Origin of the sequence: Burkholderia sp. BCC1999 (assembly GCF_905339975.1) — a bacterium.
GTDB lineage: Bacteria > Pseudomonadota > Gammaproteobacteria > Burkholderiales > Burkholderiaceae > Burkholderia.
Genome location: NZ_CAJPHP010000025.1, coordinates 1 through 14,771, shown reverse-complemented (window position 1 = coordinate 14,771; position 14,771 = coordinate 1). Strand labels below are relative to the sequence as shown.

At 67.5% G+C, this 14,771-nt stretch carries 16 protein-coding genes; 11 read left to right on the top strand and 5 right to left on the bottom strand.

What is annotated here, in order from left to right:
• Nucleotides 1–9: 9 nt before the first annotated feature.
• Nucleotides 10–1,203, bottom strand: coding sequence for a class I SAM-dependent methyltransferase (locus U5809_RS28750; protein WP_322089002.1), 1,194 nt, complete (start codon nucleotides 1,201–1,203; stop codon nucleotides 10–12).
• 13 nt (nucleotides 1,204–1,216) lie between these two features.
• Between U5809_RS28750 and U5809_RS28745 the strand changes: the two genes are divergently transcribed.
• The 7 genes from U5809_RS28745 (at nucleotide 1,217) to U5809_RS28715 (ending at nucleotide 7,588) form a co-directional block, all read left to right on the top strand.
• Nucleotides 1,217–1,960, top strand: coding sequence for an SDR family oxidoreductase (locus U5809_RS28745; RefSeq protein ID WP_322089001.1), 744 nt, complete (start codon nucleotides 1,217–1,219; stop codon nucleotides 1,958–1,960).
• A gap of 78 nt (nucleotides 1,961–2,038) precedes the next feature.
• Nucleotides 2,039–2,443: a dihydroneopterin aldolase gene (locus tag U5809_RS28740; protein ID WP_176049492.1), complete on the top strand. Its 405-nt coding sequence runs from the start codon at nucleotides 2,039–2,041 to the stop codon at nucleotides 2,441–2,443.
• Nucleotides 2,440–3,432: a tRNA 2-thiocytidine(32) synthetase TtcA gene (gene ttcA / locus U5809_RS28735; RefSeq protein WP_322089000.1), complete on the top strand. Its 993-nt coding sequence runs from the start codon at nucleotides 2,440–2,442 to the stop codon at nucleotides 3,430–3,432. The genes U5809_RS28740 and ttcA overlap by 4 nt, the downstream gene beginning before the upstream one ends.
• A 134-nt stretch (nucleotides 3,433–3,566) precedes the next feature.
• On the top strand, nucleotides 3,567–4,928 hold the full coding sequence (gene glmU, locus U5809_RS28730) for a bifunctional UDP-N-acetylglucosamine diphosphorylase/glucosamine-1-phosphate N-acetyltransferase GlmU (protein WP_322088999.1): 1,362 nt from the start codon (nucleotides 3,567–3,569) through the stop codon (nucleotides 4,926–4,928).
• 54 nt (nucleotides 4,929–4,982) lie between these two features.
• The gene (glmS, locus tag U5809_RS28725; RefSeq protein WP_322088998.1) at nucleotides 4,983–6,800 is read left to right on the top strand and encodes a glutamine--fructose-6-phosphate transaminase (isomerizing); all 1,818 of its coding nucleotides are present in this window, start codon (nucleotides 4,983–4,985) and stop codon (nucleotides 6,798–6,800) included.
• Nucleotides 6,801–6,872: 72 nt separating this feature from the next.
• Complete coding sequence (locus U5809_RS28720) at nucleotides 6,873–7,370, top strand: hypothetical protein (protein WP_322088997.1); 498 nt, start codon at nucleotides 6,873–6,875, stop codon at nucleotides 7,368–7,370.
• Entirely contained in the window at nucleotides 7,370–7,588 is a 219-nt protein-coding gene (locus U5809_RS28715; protein WP_176049487.1) for a hypothetical protein, read from the top strand. Before U5809_RS28720 ends, U5809_RS28715 begins: the two co-directional genes overlap by 1 nt.
• Before the next feature lie 92 nt (nucleotides 7,589–7,680).
• On the opposite strand, the gene U5809_RS28710 is transcribed toward U5809_RS28715, so the two are convergent.
• The gene (locus tag U5809_RS28710) at nucleotides 7,681–8,517 is read right to left on the bottom strand and encodes an FTR1 family iron permease (RefSeq protein WP_322088996.1); all 837 of its coding nucleotides are present in this window, start codon (nucleotides 8,515–8,517) and stop codon (nucleotides 7,681–7,683) included.
• A gap of 12 nt (nucleotides 8,518–8,529) precedes the next feature.
• The gene (locus tag U5809_RS28705; RefSeq protein ID WP_282506123.1) at nucleotides 8,530–8,862 is read right to left on the bottom strand and encodes a cupredoxin domain-containing protein; all 333 of its coding nucleotides are present in this window, start codon (nucleotides 8,860–8,862) and stop codon (nucleotides 8,530–8,532) included.
• Between the two features lie 329 nt (nucleotides 8,863–9,191).
• Here U5809_RS28705 and U5809_RS28700 point away from each other — a divergent pair, with 329 nt between their 5' ends.
• Entirely contained in the window at nucleotides 9,192–9,392 is a 201-nt protein-coding gene (locus U5809_RS28700) for a heavy-metal-associated domain-containing protein (RefSeq protein WP_021162112.1), read from the top strand.
• 60 nt (nucleotides 9,393–9,452) lie between these two features.
• On the opposite strand, the gene U5809_RS28695 is transcribed toward U5809_RS28700, so the two are convergent.
• The gene (locus U5809_RS28695; protein WP_322088995.1) at nucleotides 9,453–10,943 is read right to left on the bottom strand and encodes an aldehyde dehydrogenase; all 1,491 of its coding nucleotides are present in this window, start codon (nucleotides 10,941–10,943) and stop codon (nucleotides 9,453–9,455) included.
• 88 nt (nucleotides 10,944–11,031) lie between these two features.
• On the bottom strand, nucleotides 11,032–11,583 hold the full coding sequence (locus tag U5809_RS28690) for a cupin domain-containing protein (protein ID WP_176049483.1): 552 nt from the start codon (nucleotides 11,581–11,583) through the stop codon (nucleotides 11,032–11,034).
• Nucleotides 11,584–11,996: 413 nt separating this feature from the next.
• Here U5809_RS28690 and U5809_RS28685 point away from each other — a divergent pair, with 413 nt between their 5' ends.
• The 3 genes from U5809_RS28685 (at nucleotide 11,997) to U5809_RS28675 (ending at nucleotide 14,658) form a co-directional block, all read left to right on the top strand.
• Nucleotides 11,997–12,221, top strand: coding sequence for a hypothetical protein (locus tag U5809_RS28685; RefSeq protein WP_415877967.1), 225 nt, complete (start codon nucleotides 11,997–11,999; stop codon nucleotides 12,219–12,221).
• Nucleotides 12,222–12,504: 283 nt separating this feature from the next.
• Complete coding sequence (locus tag U5809_RS28680; RefSeq protein WP_282506125.1) at nucleotides 12,505–13,290, top strand: gamma-glutamyl-gamma-aminobutyrate hydrolase family protein; 786 nt, start codon at nucleotides 12,505–12,507, stop codon at nucleotides 13,288–13,290.
• Nucleotides 13,291–13,320: 30 nt separating this feature from the next.
• Complete coding sequence (locus U5809_RS28675) at nucleotides 13,321–14,658, top strand: glutamine synthetase family protein (protein WP_166962644.1); 1,338 nt, start codon at nucleotides 13,321–13,323, stop codon at nucleotides 14,656–14,658.
• Nucleotides 14,659–14,771 lie beyond the last annotated feature (113 nt).

The following is a 14,771-nucleotide window of genomic DNA, read 5'->3' as shown; positions in this document are numbered from 1 at the left end:
GGGCTCCCGTCAGAGTACGTGCGAGCGGTCGCCGCGCGCAAACGCGTCGAGCGTGCCGTCGATGCCGCGCGAGAACGCGATCACCTTGAACAGTTCGCCCATCTCGGCTTCCGAGATCAGCTTCTGCACCGCGTTCGCGGCCGGCAGGAACGCGTGGATGTCGGACGGATCGATCGCGGCCAGCGCGTCGGTGATGCCCGCGTTCAGCAGGAAGCGCGCCTGCGACGTGTAGCCGAGCAGGTCGGCGCCGGTCGCGACAGCCGCGTCGTAGATGCCGGTGAATTCGACGTGCGCGGTGATGTCCTGCAGCCCCGGGTACAGGAACGGGTCGTCGTGAGCATGGTGGCGGTAGTGGCACATCAGCGTGCCGCGATCGCGCTGCGGATGGTAGTACTCGTGCGCCGGAAAGCCGTAGTCGACCAGCAGCACCGCGCCGCGCCCGAGCATCGTGCAGACGGTGCGCGTGAACGCCAGCGCGGCCTCGTGCGTCTCGGTCACGTAACCGTCGTGCGCATCGTCGAGACCCGCGAGCACCGGCGGCAGGCCGGCCGGCGCGGCGGGTCGGTCCTCGAACACGAACGCCTGGCGCGCGTCGAGCGCGACACCACGCTCTTGCCATGCGCCGCCCGCCTTCGCGAACAGCCGCACGGGCATCGCATCGAGCACCTCGTTGCCGACCACGACGCCGTCGAACCGTTCGGGCAGCGCGTCGAGCCAGCGCACCTTCGCGGCCAGCGCCGGCGCGGCGGCCTCGATCGTGTCGCGCTGCCGTTCGCGCAGCTCGCCGGACAGGTCGACGATCAGGTATTCGTCGAGTTCGACGCCCTGCGCGTCGAGCGCGGCGAGCAGCCCGGCCGCGAGCTTGCCCGTGCCGGCGCCGAATTCCATCACGCGGCGCGTATCGCTCGCCGCGAGCGCTTCCGCGACCGGTTGCGCGAGCGTCTGCGCGAACAACGGCGACAGCTCGGGCGCGGTGACGAAGTCGCTGCCGTCGTCGGCGCGGCGCCCGAACTTGCGTGCGCCGCCGCTGTAATAGCCGAGGCCCGGCGCATACAGCGCGCGCTCCATGAAGCGGTCGAACGGCAGCCAGCCGCCGGCCGCCGCGATCTCGTCGCGCAGTTGCGCGGCAAGGGTTTCGGACTGCGCGAGCGCGTCAGGGCCGGGAGCAGGTAAACTAGCGGGTTCGTGAGCTTTCGGGTTCATCCCGGCATTGTAAATGACCGTTTCAGCCGATACGTCGACCCCGCGCGTGGTGCTCGTCACGGGCGCCCTGGGCAGCGCGGCCGACGCCGCGTCGATCGGCCGTGCGCTCGCGACCGGTTTCGCTCGTCGCGGCTGGGACGTCGCGCTGCAGCGCAGCCAAGGCGCGCCGCGCGCGGCCGCCGATGCGCTCGTCGCCGAAGTCGCGGCGCTCGGCCGCCGCGCGGCCGTGCTCGACGCCGATCTGGCCCTTGAAGCCGACGCGGCCGCGCTCGTCGCCGCGTGCGGCGAAGCGCTGGGCCGGCCCGCGTGCGCGGTGTTCGTCAGCGCCAGCGCAGGCAACGACGACGCGCAGACGGTGGACGCCGCGTCGCTCGCCGGCGCACTCGCGCGCAACGTGACGGCGCCGCTCGCACTGGCCCGCGCGCTCGCCGATGCAACACCCGACGCCGCGCGCGAGCGTGAAGCGCTGCGCGCGTGCGCGATCCACGTGCTGGATCAGGCCCTGTTTCACCCGGCACCGGCGCAGCTGTCTCACGCGCTGATGCAGGCCGCGCTGAACCGCGCGACGTCCGCGCTGGCGGTGGCGCTTGCGCCCAAGGTGCGGGTCGCGGCGCTCGTGCGCGGCCACGCGCCGCACGCGGACGACATCGCGGCGGCCGCCTGCTATCTCGCGAGCGCGCCCGGCGTCACGGGCGCGACGCTGACCGTCGACGGCGGCGAGCACCTCGTGCCGCCCGCCGCCGGCCCGAATGAATGAACTGCGCGGATCGCGCGGCCTGACTGCCGCCGCCCGCGCCGCTTTGCGTGCGCGCACGCCAATTTGACTGGGACGACCATGTTTTCCGCTCTCCTGCACCCCCGCCTCGCGGATTGCCGCAGGCTCTACCTGCGCGACTACGAGGTGCACATCAACATCGGGGCCTTCGAACACGAGAAGCGCGGCGAGCAGCGCGTCGTCATCAACGTCGACCTGTTCGTGCCGCTCGCGCTGTCCACCCCCGTCGACGACCGGCTGCATGAAGTCGTCGACTACGACCTGATGAAGCAGAGCGTCGCGCAGTGCGTGGCGCGCGGCCACATCCATCTGCAGGAAACGCTGTGCGACGCGATCGCCGCGCACCTGCTGGCGCACGCTGCCGTGCGCGCGGTACGCGTCTGTACCGAGAAACCGGACGCCTATCCGGACTGCGACGCCGTCGGCGTCGAAGTCTTTCGCATCAAGGACGAGGAGCGCGCATGAACGCCCCCCACATGAATGACACGGCGGCCGATGCCGCCACCCTCGACGACGCCGCCCCGGCCGGCCGCCAGGCGCTGACGCGCCGCGAGCAGAAGGAAGCGTACGAGAACAACAAGCTGTACAAGCGGATCGTGCGCCAGGTCGGCCAGGCGATCGGCGACTACAACATGATCGAGCAGGGCGACAAGGTGATGGTGTGCCTGTCGGGCGGCAAGGACAGCTACGCGATGCTCGACGTGCTGCTGCGCCTGCGCGAGCGCGCGCCGATCGATTTCGACATCGTCGCGGTGAACCTCGACCAGAAGCAGCCGGGCTTCCCCGAGCACGTGCTGCCCGAGTACCTGAAGCAGGTCGGCGTGCCGTTCCACATCGAGAACCAGGACACCTACAGCATCGTCAAGCGGCTCGTGCCCGAAGGCAAGACGACCTGCTCGCTGTGCTCGCGGCTGCGCCGCGGGATCCTGTACCGCGTGGCTGGCGAGCTCGGCGCGACCAAGATCGCGCTCGGCCACCACCGCGACGACATCGTGCAGACGCTGCTGCTCAACATGTTCTACGGCGGCAAGCTGAAGGGCATGCCGCCGAAGCTGCAGTCGGACGACGGCAAGAACATCGTGATCCGCCCGCTCGCGTACGTAAAGGAAACCGACCTCGAGAAATACGCGGAGCTGCGCGAATTCCCGATCATCCCGTGCAACCTGTGCGGCAGCCAGCCGAACCTGAAGCGTGCGGAAATGAAGGCGCTGATCCGCGACTGGGACAAGCGCTTCCCGGGCCGCGTCGAGAACATGTTCAACGCGCTCGCGAAGGTCGTTCCGTCGCACCTGATGGACACCACGCTGTACCCGTTCCAGTCGCTGCGCGCGACGGGCGAAGCCGATCCGCAAGGCGACATCGCGTTCGACGAGGAACCGTGCGCATCGGGCGACGACACCGCCGCGCCGGGCGGCGCCCAACCGATCTCGATCGTCCAGTTCGACGACCTGTAAGCAGGGCCCGAACCCCGCCGGAACGGCGCGCCAGCCGCCCGTTCCGGCGTTGCTGCCGCGCCGCAGCAGGCCCGGAACGACGGGGGCCGCATGCTAAAATGGACGGCTTCGAACTCCTCTGACAAGCTGGCGCCATGAATATCGTGATTTTGGCGGCAGGCACCGGCAAGCGCATGCGTTCCGCGCTGCCGAAAGTGCTTCACCCCCTGGCCGGCAGGCCGCTCCTCTCCCACGTCATCGACACCGCGCGCACGCTGCAGCCGTCCCGGCTGGTCGTCGTCGTCGGTCACGGCGCCGAGCAGGTCGAGGCCGCCGTCGCCGCGCCCGATGTCCAGTTCGCGGTACAGGCCGAGCAGCTCGGCACCGGCCACGCGGTGCGCCAGGCGCTGCCGCTCCTCGATCCCGCGCAACCGACGCTCGTGCTGTACGGCGACGTGCCGCTCACCCGCGCGTCGACGCTGCAGCGTCTCGTCGATGCCGCGCGCGAGGGCCGCTACGGGATTCTGACCGTCACGCTCGACGATCCGACCGGCTACGGTCGCATCGTGCGCGATGCATCGGGCTTCGTCACGCGCATCGTCGAGCAAAAGGATGCATCGCCGGACGAGCTGAAGATCGCCGAGATCAACACGGGCATCATCGTCACGCCGACGGCCCAGCTGTCGATGTGGCTCGGCGCGCTGAAGAACGAGAACGCGCAGGGCGAGTACTACCTGACCGACGTCGTCGAACTCGCGATCGAGGCCGGTTTCGAGGTCGTCACCGCGCAGCCCGACGAGGAATGGGAAACGCTCGGCGTGAACAGCAAGGCGCAGCTCGCCGAACTCGAGCGCATCCACCAGCGCAATATCGCCGACGCGCTGCTCGTCGACGGCGTCACGCTCGCCGATCCGGCGCGCCTCGACGTGCGCGGCACGCTGCGCTGCGGCCGCGACGTGTCGATCGACGTGAACTGCGTGTTCGAAGGCAACGTGACGCTCGCCGACAACGTGACGATCGGCGCGAACTGCGTGATCCGCAACGCGTCGGTCGGCGCGGGCACGCGCATCGACGCGTTCACGCACATCGACGGCGCCGAGCTCGGCGCGCACACCGTGATCGGCCCGTACGCGCGGCTGCGCCCCGGCGCGCAGCTCGCGGACGAAGCGCACGTCGGCAACTTCGTCGAGGTGAAGAACGCGGTGATCGGCCACGGCTCGAAGGCGAACCACCTCACGTACATCGGCGACGCCGACATCGGCGCGCGCGTGAACATCGGCGCCGGCACGATCACCTGCAACTACGACGGCGCGAACAAGTTCCGCACCGTGATCGAGGACGACGTGTTCGTCGGCTCCGACACGCAGCTCGTCGCGCCCGTACGCGTCGGCCGCGGCGTGACGATCGCCGCCGGCACGACGGTCTGGAAGGACGTCGCCGACGGCATGCTCGCCTTGAACGAGAAGACCCAGACCGCAAAGAGCGGCTACGTTCGCCCGGTCAAGAAGAAGAGCTGAACCTTTTGCGGGCGCCCCGGCGGCGCCCGCGTCGACTTACAGGATTGACCATTCATGTGCGGCATTGTCGGCGCAGTTGCGCAGCGTAATATCGTTCCGGTGCTGATCGAAGGATTGCGGCGCCTCGAATACCGTGGCTACGACTCGTGCGGCGTCGCCGTGCTCGAGCCGGGCGCACCGAAGCGCGCGCGCAGCGTCGCGCGCGTCGCCGATCTCGACACGCAGGTGCGCGAGTCGCACCTCGAAGGCACGACGGGCATCGCGCACACGCGCTGGGCCACGCACGGCGCGCCCGTCACGCATAACGCGCACCCGATCTTCTCGTCGAACGCGCTCGCGCTCGTCCATAACGGCATCATCGAGAACTTCGAGACGCTGCGCGAAGCGCTGCGCGCGAAGGGCTACGAATTCGTGTCGCAGACCGACACCGAGGTGATTGCCCACCTCGTGCACAGCCTGTATCGCGGCAACCTGTTCGACGCCGTGCGCGAAGCCGTGCAGCAGTTGCATGGCGCGTATGCGATCGCGGTCACGCACAAGGACCAGCCGCACACCGTCGTCGGCGCGCGCCAGGGTTCGCCGCTCGTCGTCGGTCATGGCGACGGCGAGAACTTCCTCGCGTCCGACGCGCTCGCGCTCGCGGGCAGCACCGACCGCTTCACGTTCCTCGAGGAAGGCGACATGTGCGAACTGTCGCTCGACGGCGTGAAGATCGTCGATCGCCACGGCGCCACCGTGCAGCGCGAGATCCGCGTCGTCAGCGCATACGGCGGCGCGGTCGAGCTCGGCCCGTATCGCCACTTCATGCAGAAGGAAATCTTCGAACAGCCGCGCGCGATCAGCGATACCGTGCCGCAGACGGAAGCCTTCGACGCGACGCTGTTCGGCGACGCCGCGCCCGCCGCGTTCGCGGAGATCGACAGCCTGCTGATCCTCGCGTGCGGCACGAGCTACTACTCGGGCCTCACGGCGAAGTACTGGCTCGAATCGATCGCGAAGATCCCGACCCAGGTCGAGATCGCGAGCGAGTACCGCTACCGCGAATCGGTGCCGAACCCGCGCCAGCTCGTGCTCGTGATCTCGCAGTCGGGCGAGACGGCCGATACGCTCGCGGCGCTCAAGCATGCGCAGTCGCTCGGCCACGCGCATACGCTCGCGGTCTGCAACGTCGCGACGAGCGCGATGGTGCGCCTGACCGAAATGCAGTTCCTGACGCATGCGGGCACCGAGATCGGCGTCGCGTCGACGAAGGCGTTCACGACCCAGCTCGTCGCGCTGTTCGTGCTGGCCGCGACGCTCGGCAAGCTGCGCGGGCACGTCGACGCCGCGCAGGAAGCCGAATTCCTGAAGCAGCTGCGCCACCTGCCGGCCGCGTTGAACAGCGTGCTTGCGCTCGAGCCGCAGATCATCGCGTGGTCGGAAGAATTCGCGCGCAAGGAAAACGCGCTGTTCCTCGGCCGCGGGCTGCACTACCCGATCGCGCTGGAAGGCGCGCTGAAGCTGAAGGAAATCTCGTACATCCACGCCGAGGCCTATCCGGCCGGCGAACTGAAGCACGGGCCGCTCGCGCTCGTCACGGAAGCGATGCCGGTCGTCACGGTCGCGCCGAACGACACGCTGCTCGAGAAGCTGAAGTCGAACATGCAGGAAGTGCGTGCGCGCGGCGGCGAGCTGTACGTGTTCGCCGATGCCGATACGCAGATCGTCAACGACGACGGCCTTCACGTGATCCGGATGCCGGAGCACTACGGGCAACTGTCGCCGATCCTCCACGTCGTGCCGCTGCAACTGCTCGCGTATCACACCGCATGCGCGCGCGGCACCGACGTCGACAAGCCGCGGAACCTCGCGAAATCGGTGACGGTGGAATAAGGCTGGCCGCCGATCGGCGCGGCCGGCCAGGCGCGGCCTGCCAGGCGCGCCGCTGAGACAGACGGAGAGACAATGGTAAGACTGATTGGATGCGGTTTGCTGGCGCTGACGTTCGCGTCGACGGGCTGGGCCGCCGAGCATTACGTCGAGGTCTGGAACCCGCCCGAGGCGCGACATCCGGCGGCACGTACGCCGGATGCCCGTACGCCGGATGCCCGTACGCCGGACGCCCGTATGCCGGCCGCGCGCACGGGCGCCGATGCGCGTACCGGCAAGAGCGCGGAGAAACACGCGAGCGTCACGCCGAAAACCGCCGCGAAGCCGCACAAGCGCCGTGTCGCGCAAGCCGTGAAAGCCGGTTCGCATCACCCGGCCGCAACCGCGACTGAAACGCCGGCCGCACCGCGCCCCGTCGCGCAGCCTGCGCCGGGCCGCCTCACGGTGATGCACCCTGCCGGCGCCGACGAGACGCACGCGCTAAACTTCTCCAACATCCCGCGTCAATACACGCCGGACGGCAACGTGCTGCAGGTCGGCACGCACGGCCGTTCCGCGGAGGTGACTCGATAATGGAAGCGCAGACCTACCACGGCTACCAGATCTGGGGCCATGCGATCCTGCAGCAGGACGAGATCATGCAGCCCGATCGCTTCGCGGCGAGCGGCACGATCACGCAGAACAACCGGCTCGTCGAAGCGTCCGGTGTGCTCGGCGTATTCGATACGGAAGACGACGCGCGCAATGCGGGGCTCGAATGGGCGCGCGCCTGGATCGATAACCACCGCTGATCCCGCCGCGCCAGCGCGCACATACCGATCGCGAATCGCACATGCAAGAAGGGGCGTCATCGACGCCCCTTCTTGCATTCGAACCCGGATATTCAGGCGGTGGCCCGTGGCGGCCTCACCGTCTCCTGCGGCCGGCCGACGAGCCGCGTCAGCCCGACGATCGCCACCAGCGTCCCGACATACGCGGCGATCTGGATGCCCGCCGGACGCGCGGTATAGCCGATCAGCGTATGCAGTGCCTTGCCGACGATGCTCGATTCCTTGAGCAGCCACGACGTGTCCCAGATCGCATCGCCCCACGACGGCACGAGCCCCGCGGCCAGCAGGAAGCCGACGCACTGGCTCGCCATGCCTGCCGCGAGCAGCACGATCAGCGCGTTGGTGACGGAGAACAGGCGCTTCAGCGGAATCTGCAGCAGGCCCGCATACATCGCGTAGCCGAGCCCGGCGCCGCCGAGCACGCCAAGCAGCCCGCCGGCGATCATCTGCGGCGTCTGTCCCGGATCGCCGGCCGCGATCCCGTAGAGGAACAGCACGGCCTCGGAGCCTTCGCGCAGCACCGCGACACCGACCACGATGGCGAGGCCCGTCAGCGGCCGGCTGCCGGCCGCAACGGCCCGGCCGACTTCGCCCATGTGCAGCGCCATCTCGCGGCCGTGCCGGCTCATCCAGATGCAGTGCCACGCGAGCATCAGCGTCGCGACGAACATCACGCCCGCGTTGAAGACTTCCTGCCCCATGCCGGACGCCCACTGCGAGATCACGTCGGCGAACGCCGCGATCAGGCCGGCGCCGATCACGCCGCCGAGCAGCCCGCCGCTCACCCACCAGCCGCGTCGCGGCACGCCCTTCGTGGCGGCCATCACGATCGAGACCACCAGCGCGGCCTCGAGCACTTCACGAAAAACGATCAGGGCAGTCGACAGCATGTCGGTATCCGCTTACTTGACGGTCAGGTGCGTCTTCGACTGCGCTTCGTGATACTCGTCGTGGAACTCGTAGGTCCCGGCCTTCAGCGGCCCGATCAGGATCTCGACCGACTTGCCGGCGGGAATGACCTTCTCCGCCTTGAAGTCGTCGCTCTCGAATTCCGCGGGCGTCGCGTCGAGGTTCTTCACGACGAATTTCACCTTCTTGCCGGCGGGAATCGTCACGCCATCGGGCGAAAACTTGTGGTCCTTCAGGGTCAGGTTGACGACGTCGTCGGCAGCGAATGCGGACGTTGCCGATGCGCCCAGCAGGGCCAGCGCGAAGCCGAAAGCAAAACGATTCATGGTCGGAAACGGAGAACGGATCTTGAGGGGAATCGATAGTAAGAGCGATTCGCATTTCCACATCGAATGCCCGTGTTGCCACCATGGAAATAGTCTTTCACATCGTTTCGCGGCACGTTGTCCCGAAAGGCTTTTCCCGATGCGCGACGCCGCACGGCAACGGTCAATCGGGCCAAACACCGACCGCATGCGCGACGGCGCACCGATTCGTCCGACCACGGCCGGACGCGTCATCGGCCGCGCGGTATCCTGCACACAACGCTTGACCTTCCCACCATGGCAAACTTCATGCTGACGGTGTTCGTCAATCGTCAACTCAGGAGAACACGATGGAATTCGAAGTCCAGGACATGACCTGCGGCGGCTGCGCCAATGCAATCACGCGCGCGGTGACGGCTGCCGATCCCGCCGCGAAGCTCGACATCGACGTCGCGGCGAAGATCGTCAAGGTCGAATCGGCGCAAGGCGCCGAACGCGTGCAGTCGATCATCGAAGCCGCCGGCTTCCACCCCGCGCTGCGCACCGCCTGACGCGCGCCCGGGATGGCAGGCGCACCGCCGAACGGCGATGCGCCCGTGCATGGCCGCGCGTCAGCGCAGCCGGATCAGCGTCGACTTCAGCTCGGTGTATTTCTCGAGCGCGTGCAGCGACTTGTCGCGGCCGTTGCCCGACTGCTTGTAGCCGCCGAACGGGAAGTTCATGTCGCCCCCCTCGTCGTAGCAGTTCACCCACACGGTACCCGCGCGCAACCGGCGCGACACGTCGTGCGCGGTCGTCAGGTTCGACGTCCACACGGCCGCGGCCAACCCGTATTCGGTGTCGTTCGCGATCCGCACCGCTTCGTCGACATCGTCGAACACGATCACCGACAGCACGGGCCCGAAGATCTCCTCGCGCGCGATCTTCGCATCGGGTTTCACCTCGAACACCGTCGGCTCGACGTAGAAGCCGCCCGTCTCCTCCTTCACGCGCGCACCGCCCGTGACGAGCCTGCCTTCCCTGCGCCCCGCCTCGATATAACCGAGCACGCGCTCGAGCTGGACGCCGTCGACGATCGCGCCCATCGACACCGACGGATCGAGCGGATTGCCCGGCACGTACGCACGCGCGGCCGCCACGAGCTTCTCGATGAATGCGTCCTTGATGTCGCGATGCACGAGCAGCCGCGAACCGGCCGTGCACATCTCGCCCATGTTGTAGAAGATCGCGCCGGCCGCCGTTTGCGCGGCACGGTCGAGATCGGGGCAATCGGGCAGCACGATGTTCGGCGACTTGCCGCCGAGTTCGAGCCACGCGCGCTTCAGGTTCGACTGCGCGGCGTACTGCATGATCAGTTTGCCGACGGCCGTCGAGCCCGTGAACGCGATGCAGTCCACGTCGCGATGCAGCGCGAGCAGCTTGCCCGGTTCGCCCGCGCCTGGTACGACGTTGAACACGCCGGCCGGGATGCCGGCTTCGAACGCGAGCTGCGCGACGCGGATCGCGGTCAGCGGCGATTTCTCCGACGGCTTCAGCACGACGCTGTTGCCGGCCGCGAGCGCCGGGCCGAATTTCCACGCGGCCATCAGGATCGGGAAGTTCCACGGCACGACGGCCGCGACCACGCCGACCGGCTCGCGCGTGACGAGCCCGACCAGATGATGATCGGCCGGCGCGACCTCGCCGCCGACCTTGTCGATCGCTTCCGCGAACCATTCGACGCAGTACGCGGCGCCCGGCACGTCGACCGTCGTCGTGTCGCCGATCGGCTTGCCCGCATCGAGCGTCTCGAGCAACGACAGTTCGTCGAGATGCTCGCGCATCAGCGCGGCCCAGCGCAGCAGCACGGCCTTGCGCGCGCGCGGGTTCAGGCCGGCCCATACGCCCGCGTCGAACGCGCGGCGTGCAGCCGCGACGGCTGCGTTCACGTCGGCTTCGCCGCACTCGGCGACCTTCGCCAGTACGCGGCCGTCGATCGGGCTCACGCAGTCGAACGTCTTGCCGCCATGCGCGTCGCGCGACGCGCCGTCGATGAATGCGCGCCCATCGATCTTGAGCGACGCCGCCTTGTCCTGCCAGTCAGCCAAAGTCAACTTGTTCATCAGGATGCCTCAATGTTGTGACATTCGCGATGCGGCACGCCGCGTGCCTGGCGCGCGGCCGGCCGTCAGCGAATGGGGTGACGCGCGGTCAGAAGGTCGCCGGCGAATTGGCCGAGACGACCTCGCAGATCAGTTCCGCGCTGGGATTGCGAAAACGGTGCGGCAAACGGCTTTCGAAGTAGTAGCCGTCTCCGGGGTCGAGCAGCCACGTCGCGCCGTCGACGGTCAGCTCGAGCCGGCCCGACACGACGACACCGCCCTCGTGCCCCGCGTGCACGAGCATCTCGGGCCCCGTGTCGGCGTGTGGCTGATAGACCTCGCGCAGGATGCACATGTTGCGGTCCTTCACGCTCGCGCCCACCAGATGAAACGCGAGCGTGTCGTTGCCGAGGTTCGGCATCTCGTCACGACGCGAGACGACCGAGCGTGACTCGACGAGCTCGAACGTGAAGAACTCCGCAAGACTCATCGGTATGCATTCGAGCAGCTTCTTCAGCGAGCCGACCGACGGGCTCACGCGGCCCTGCTCGATCAGCGAGATCGTGCCGTTGGTCACGCCGGCCCGCTTCGCGAGTTCGCGCTGCGACAGGCCATGCTTGTTGCGCACGAAGCGCAGGCGCTCGGCGACTTCGGTGGACATCGATTCGGTTTCGGACACGATAAGTGCGGTGACAAAGTGAAACGACGCAGTGGACAGCCGTTGAATATTCTAATCACTTTATGCCGCAGATCAGCGGGGAAAACCCTGAAAGGCGTTCGAAATAATGAACACCTCGCCGACTATTCCGTTTGCGAATCTTTTGTTCGCACTGCTCGGGAAACCCCTGATGCAGGACCGTTAAAAAACATTTGACGCCGTTTTTGGCTCGTATATGCTGGCTCTCAGGTCAGCGTCATTTAGTTTTCACAGGCAGCAAAAAGCGTTACTGCAACGCAAAAATTGATGCCCATCAATGTAAATGACGCATAACCGGCGCCTTGATTATTTTAAACGCCCAGCGCGTCGAGAAGATCGGGTGTTCAATACTTTCAACAACCCAGTCGAGTGTAATCGTGAGAGTCCGTGGCCCTCTGGTGAGGTGGGATCGAAGCGTGGCGCGAAGTTCGCGCTGCGCGGCATCCCCTTCCGATGGCAGTTGCGGCTGGCATAGTCCTCGCCTGCAGCATCTGTCGATCTACACCATCCTGTCCCGTCGTTCCGTTCGGCGCCACAACGCCGTTTCCGCACGCGCATTCGTCGCCGTCGATACCGACGAAGTGGCGTCGCTGCTGCCGTAGCGCCTCTCCTTTCTTAACGTCGTTCGTTTCGTCTGCCGATTCGCCAACCGCATGGTCCGTGCGGTGACGGAACGCGTTCGCGCATTCGTTGCCGCGTCGCGTGTCGCAATGAAACGAACGACGGCCTGATCGTCGCGCGCAGCGCGGATCGCCACGCCATCCCGTTGCGCCCATTCACCAGCGGCCTTGCGCTTTGCGCCAGGCTGCGGGGCTGTTGCACGCCTGCGTTTCGCGCCGTCCGGCGAGAGGCACGCAACAACCCTCCGGATAACTGATTGACGTCATGGAAAGGAAACCCCTCGTCGGCCTCACCGCCGACCTCACGCAAATCGGCGCACACGCGTCGCACACGATCGGCGACAAATACGTCGCCGCGATCGTCGACGGCGCGCACGCGTTCGCGATGGTGCTGCCCGCGCTCGGCGAGCGCCAGTCGGTCGACGACGTGCTCGCCACGGTCGACGGGCTGCTGTTTACCGGCAGCTACTCGAACGTCGAGCCGCACCTGTATGGCGGCGAACCGAGCGCGCCCGGCACGAAGCACGACCCGGCACGCGATGCGACGACGTTGCCGCTGCTGCGCGCGGCGATCGCCGCGGGCGTGCCCGTGCTCGCCGTCTGCCGCGGCTTCCAGGAGCTGAACGTCGTCTGCGGCGGCACGCTGCACCAGCGCGTGCATGAAGTGCCGGGCCTCGCCGATCACCGCGAGGACGACGATGCGCCGATGGACACGCAATACGGCCCCGCGCACGTCGTGCGCCTGACGCCCGGCGGCAAGCTGCACGCACTCGCCGGCGGCCGCGACGAAGTGCTCGTGAACTCGCTGCACAAACAGGGCATCGCGCAGCTCGGCTCCGGCCTCGCCGTCGAAGCCGTCGCACCGGACGGCCTGATCGAGGCCGTGAGCGTCGTCGACGCACCGGCTTTCGCACTCGCCGTGCAGTGGCACCCCGAATGGCGCCATGCGCAGGACCCGCTGTCGAGCGCGATCTTCCGCGCCTTCGGCGAGGCCTGCCGCGCCCGCCGCACTGCCCGCACGCGCGCCATGGCCGCCGCCGCGCTCGCCTGAGCGCGCCGACCCAAACCAACGAGAACAGACATGCAAGACATCGAAAGCTTTCTGAAACAACACCGGATCACCGAAGTCGAGGCGATCATTCCCGACATGGCCGGCATCGCGCGCGGCAAGATCACGCCGCGCAACAAATTCACCTCCGGCGAATCGATGCGCCTGCCGCAAGCCGTGATGGTGCAGACCGTCACCGGCGAATATCCGGAAGACGGCTCGCTCACCGGCGTGACCGACCCCGACATGGTGTGCGTGCCCGACGAATCGACGATCCGCCTGATCCCGTGGGCCATCGACCCGACCGCCCAGGTGATTCACGACTGCGTGCACTTCGACGGCTCGCCGGTCGAGATCTCGCCGCGCTACGTGCTGCGCCGCGTGCTCGACCTGTACAAGGCGAAGGGCTGGAAGCCGGTCGTCGCGCCGGAACTCGAGTTCTACCTCGTCGACATGAACAAGGACCCGGACCTGCCGCTGCGTCCGCCGGTCGGCCGCACGGGCCGCCCCGAAACGGGCCGCCAGTCGTATTCGATCGAGGCCGTCAACGAGTTCGACCCGCTGTTCGAGGACATCTACGAGTACTGCGAAGCACAGAACCTCGACATCGACACGCTGATCCACGAAGTCGGCGCCGCGCAGATGGAGATCAACTTCATGCACGGCGACGCGCTGTCGCTGGCCGACCAGGTGTTCCTGTTCAAGCGCACGGTGCGCGAGGCCGCGCTGCGTCACAACATGTACGCGACGTTCATGGCCAAGCCGATGGAAGACGAACCGGGTTCGGCGATGCACGTGCACCAGAGCATCGTCGACGAGGAGACGGGCCAGAACCTGTTCACGTCGCAGGAAACCGGCGGCGCGACGTCGATGTTCTACAACTACCTCGCGGGGCTGCAGAAGTACACGCCGGCGCTGATGCCGATCTTCGCGCCGTACATCAACTCGTACCGCCGGCTGTCGCGCTTCATGGCGGCGCCGATCAACGTGCAGTGGGGCTACGACAACCGCACGGTCGGCTTCCGCATCCCGCACTCGGGCCCGTCGGCACGCCGCATCGAGAACCGCATCCCGGGCGTCGACTGCAACCCGTACCTCGCGCTTGCCGCGACGCTCGCGGCCGGCTACCTCGGTATGACGCAGCGCCTGGAGCCGACCGAGCCGCTCGTCAGCGACGGCTACGACCTGCCGTACCAGTTGCCGCGCAACCTCGAGGAAGGGCTGACGCTGATGGCCGCGTGCGAACCGCTCGGCGAGATCCTCGGCCACAAGTTCCTGAAGGCGTATTTCGCGTTGAAGGAAACCGAATACGAAGCGTTCTTCCGCGTGATCAGCTCGTGGGAACGCCGCCATCTGCTGCTGCACGTTTAAGCGCGCGCACAACCGAATACGGAATCACGGAGGAAACATGACTTACCGCAACGAATCTGCCTGGATCCAGCCGGCCGCGCCGGCCGCCGCGCCGCGCGCAGCACAGGCACGCA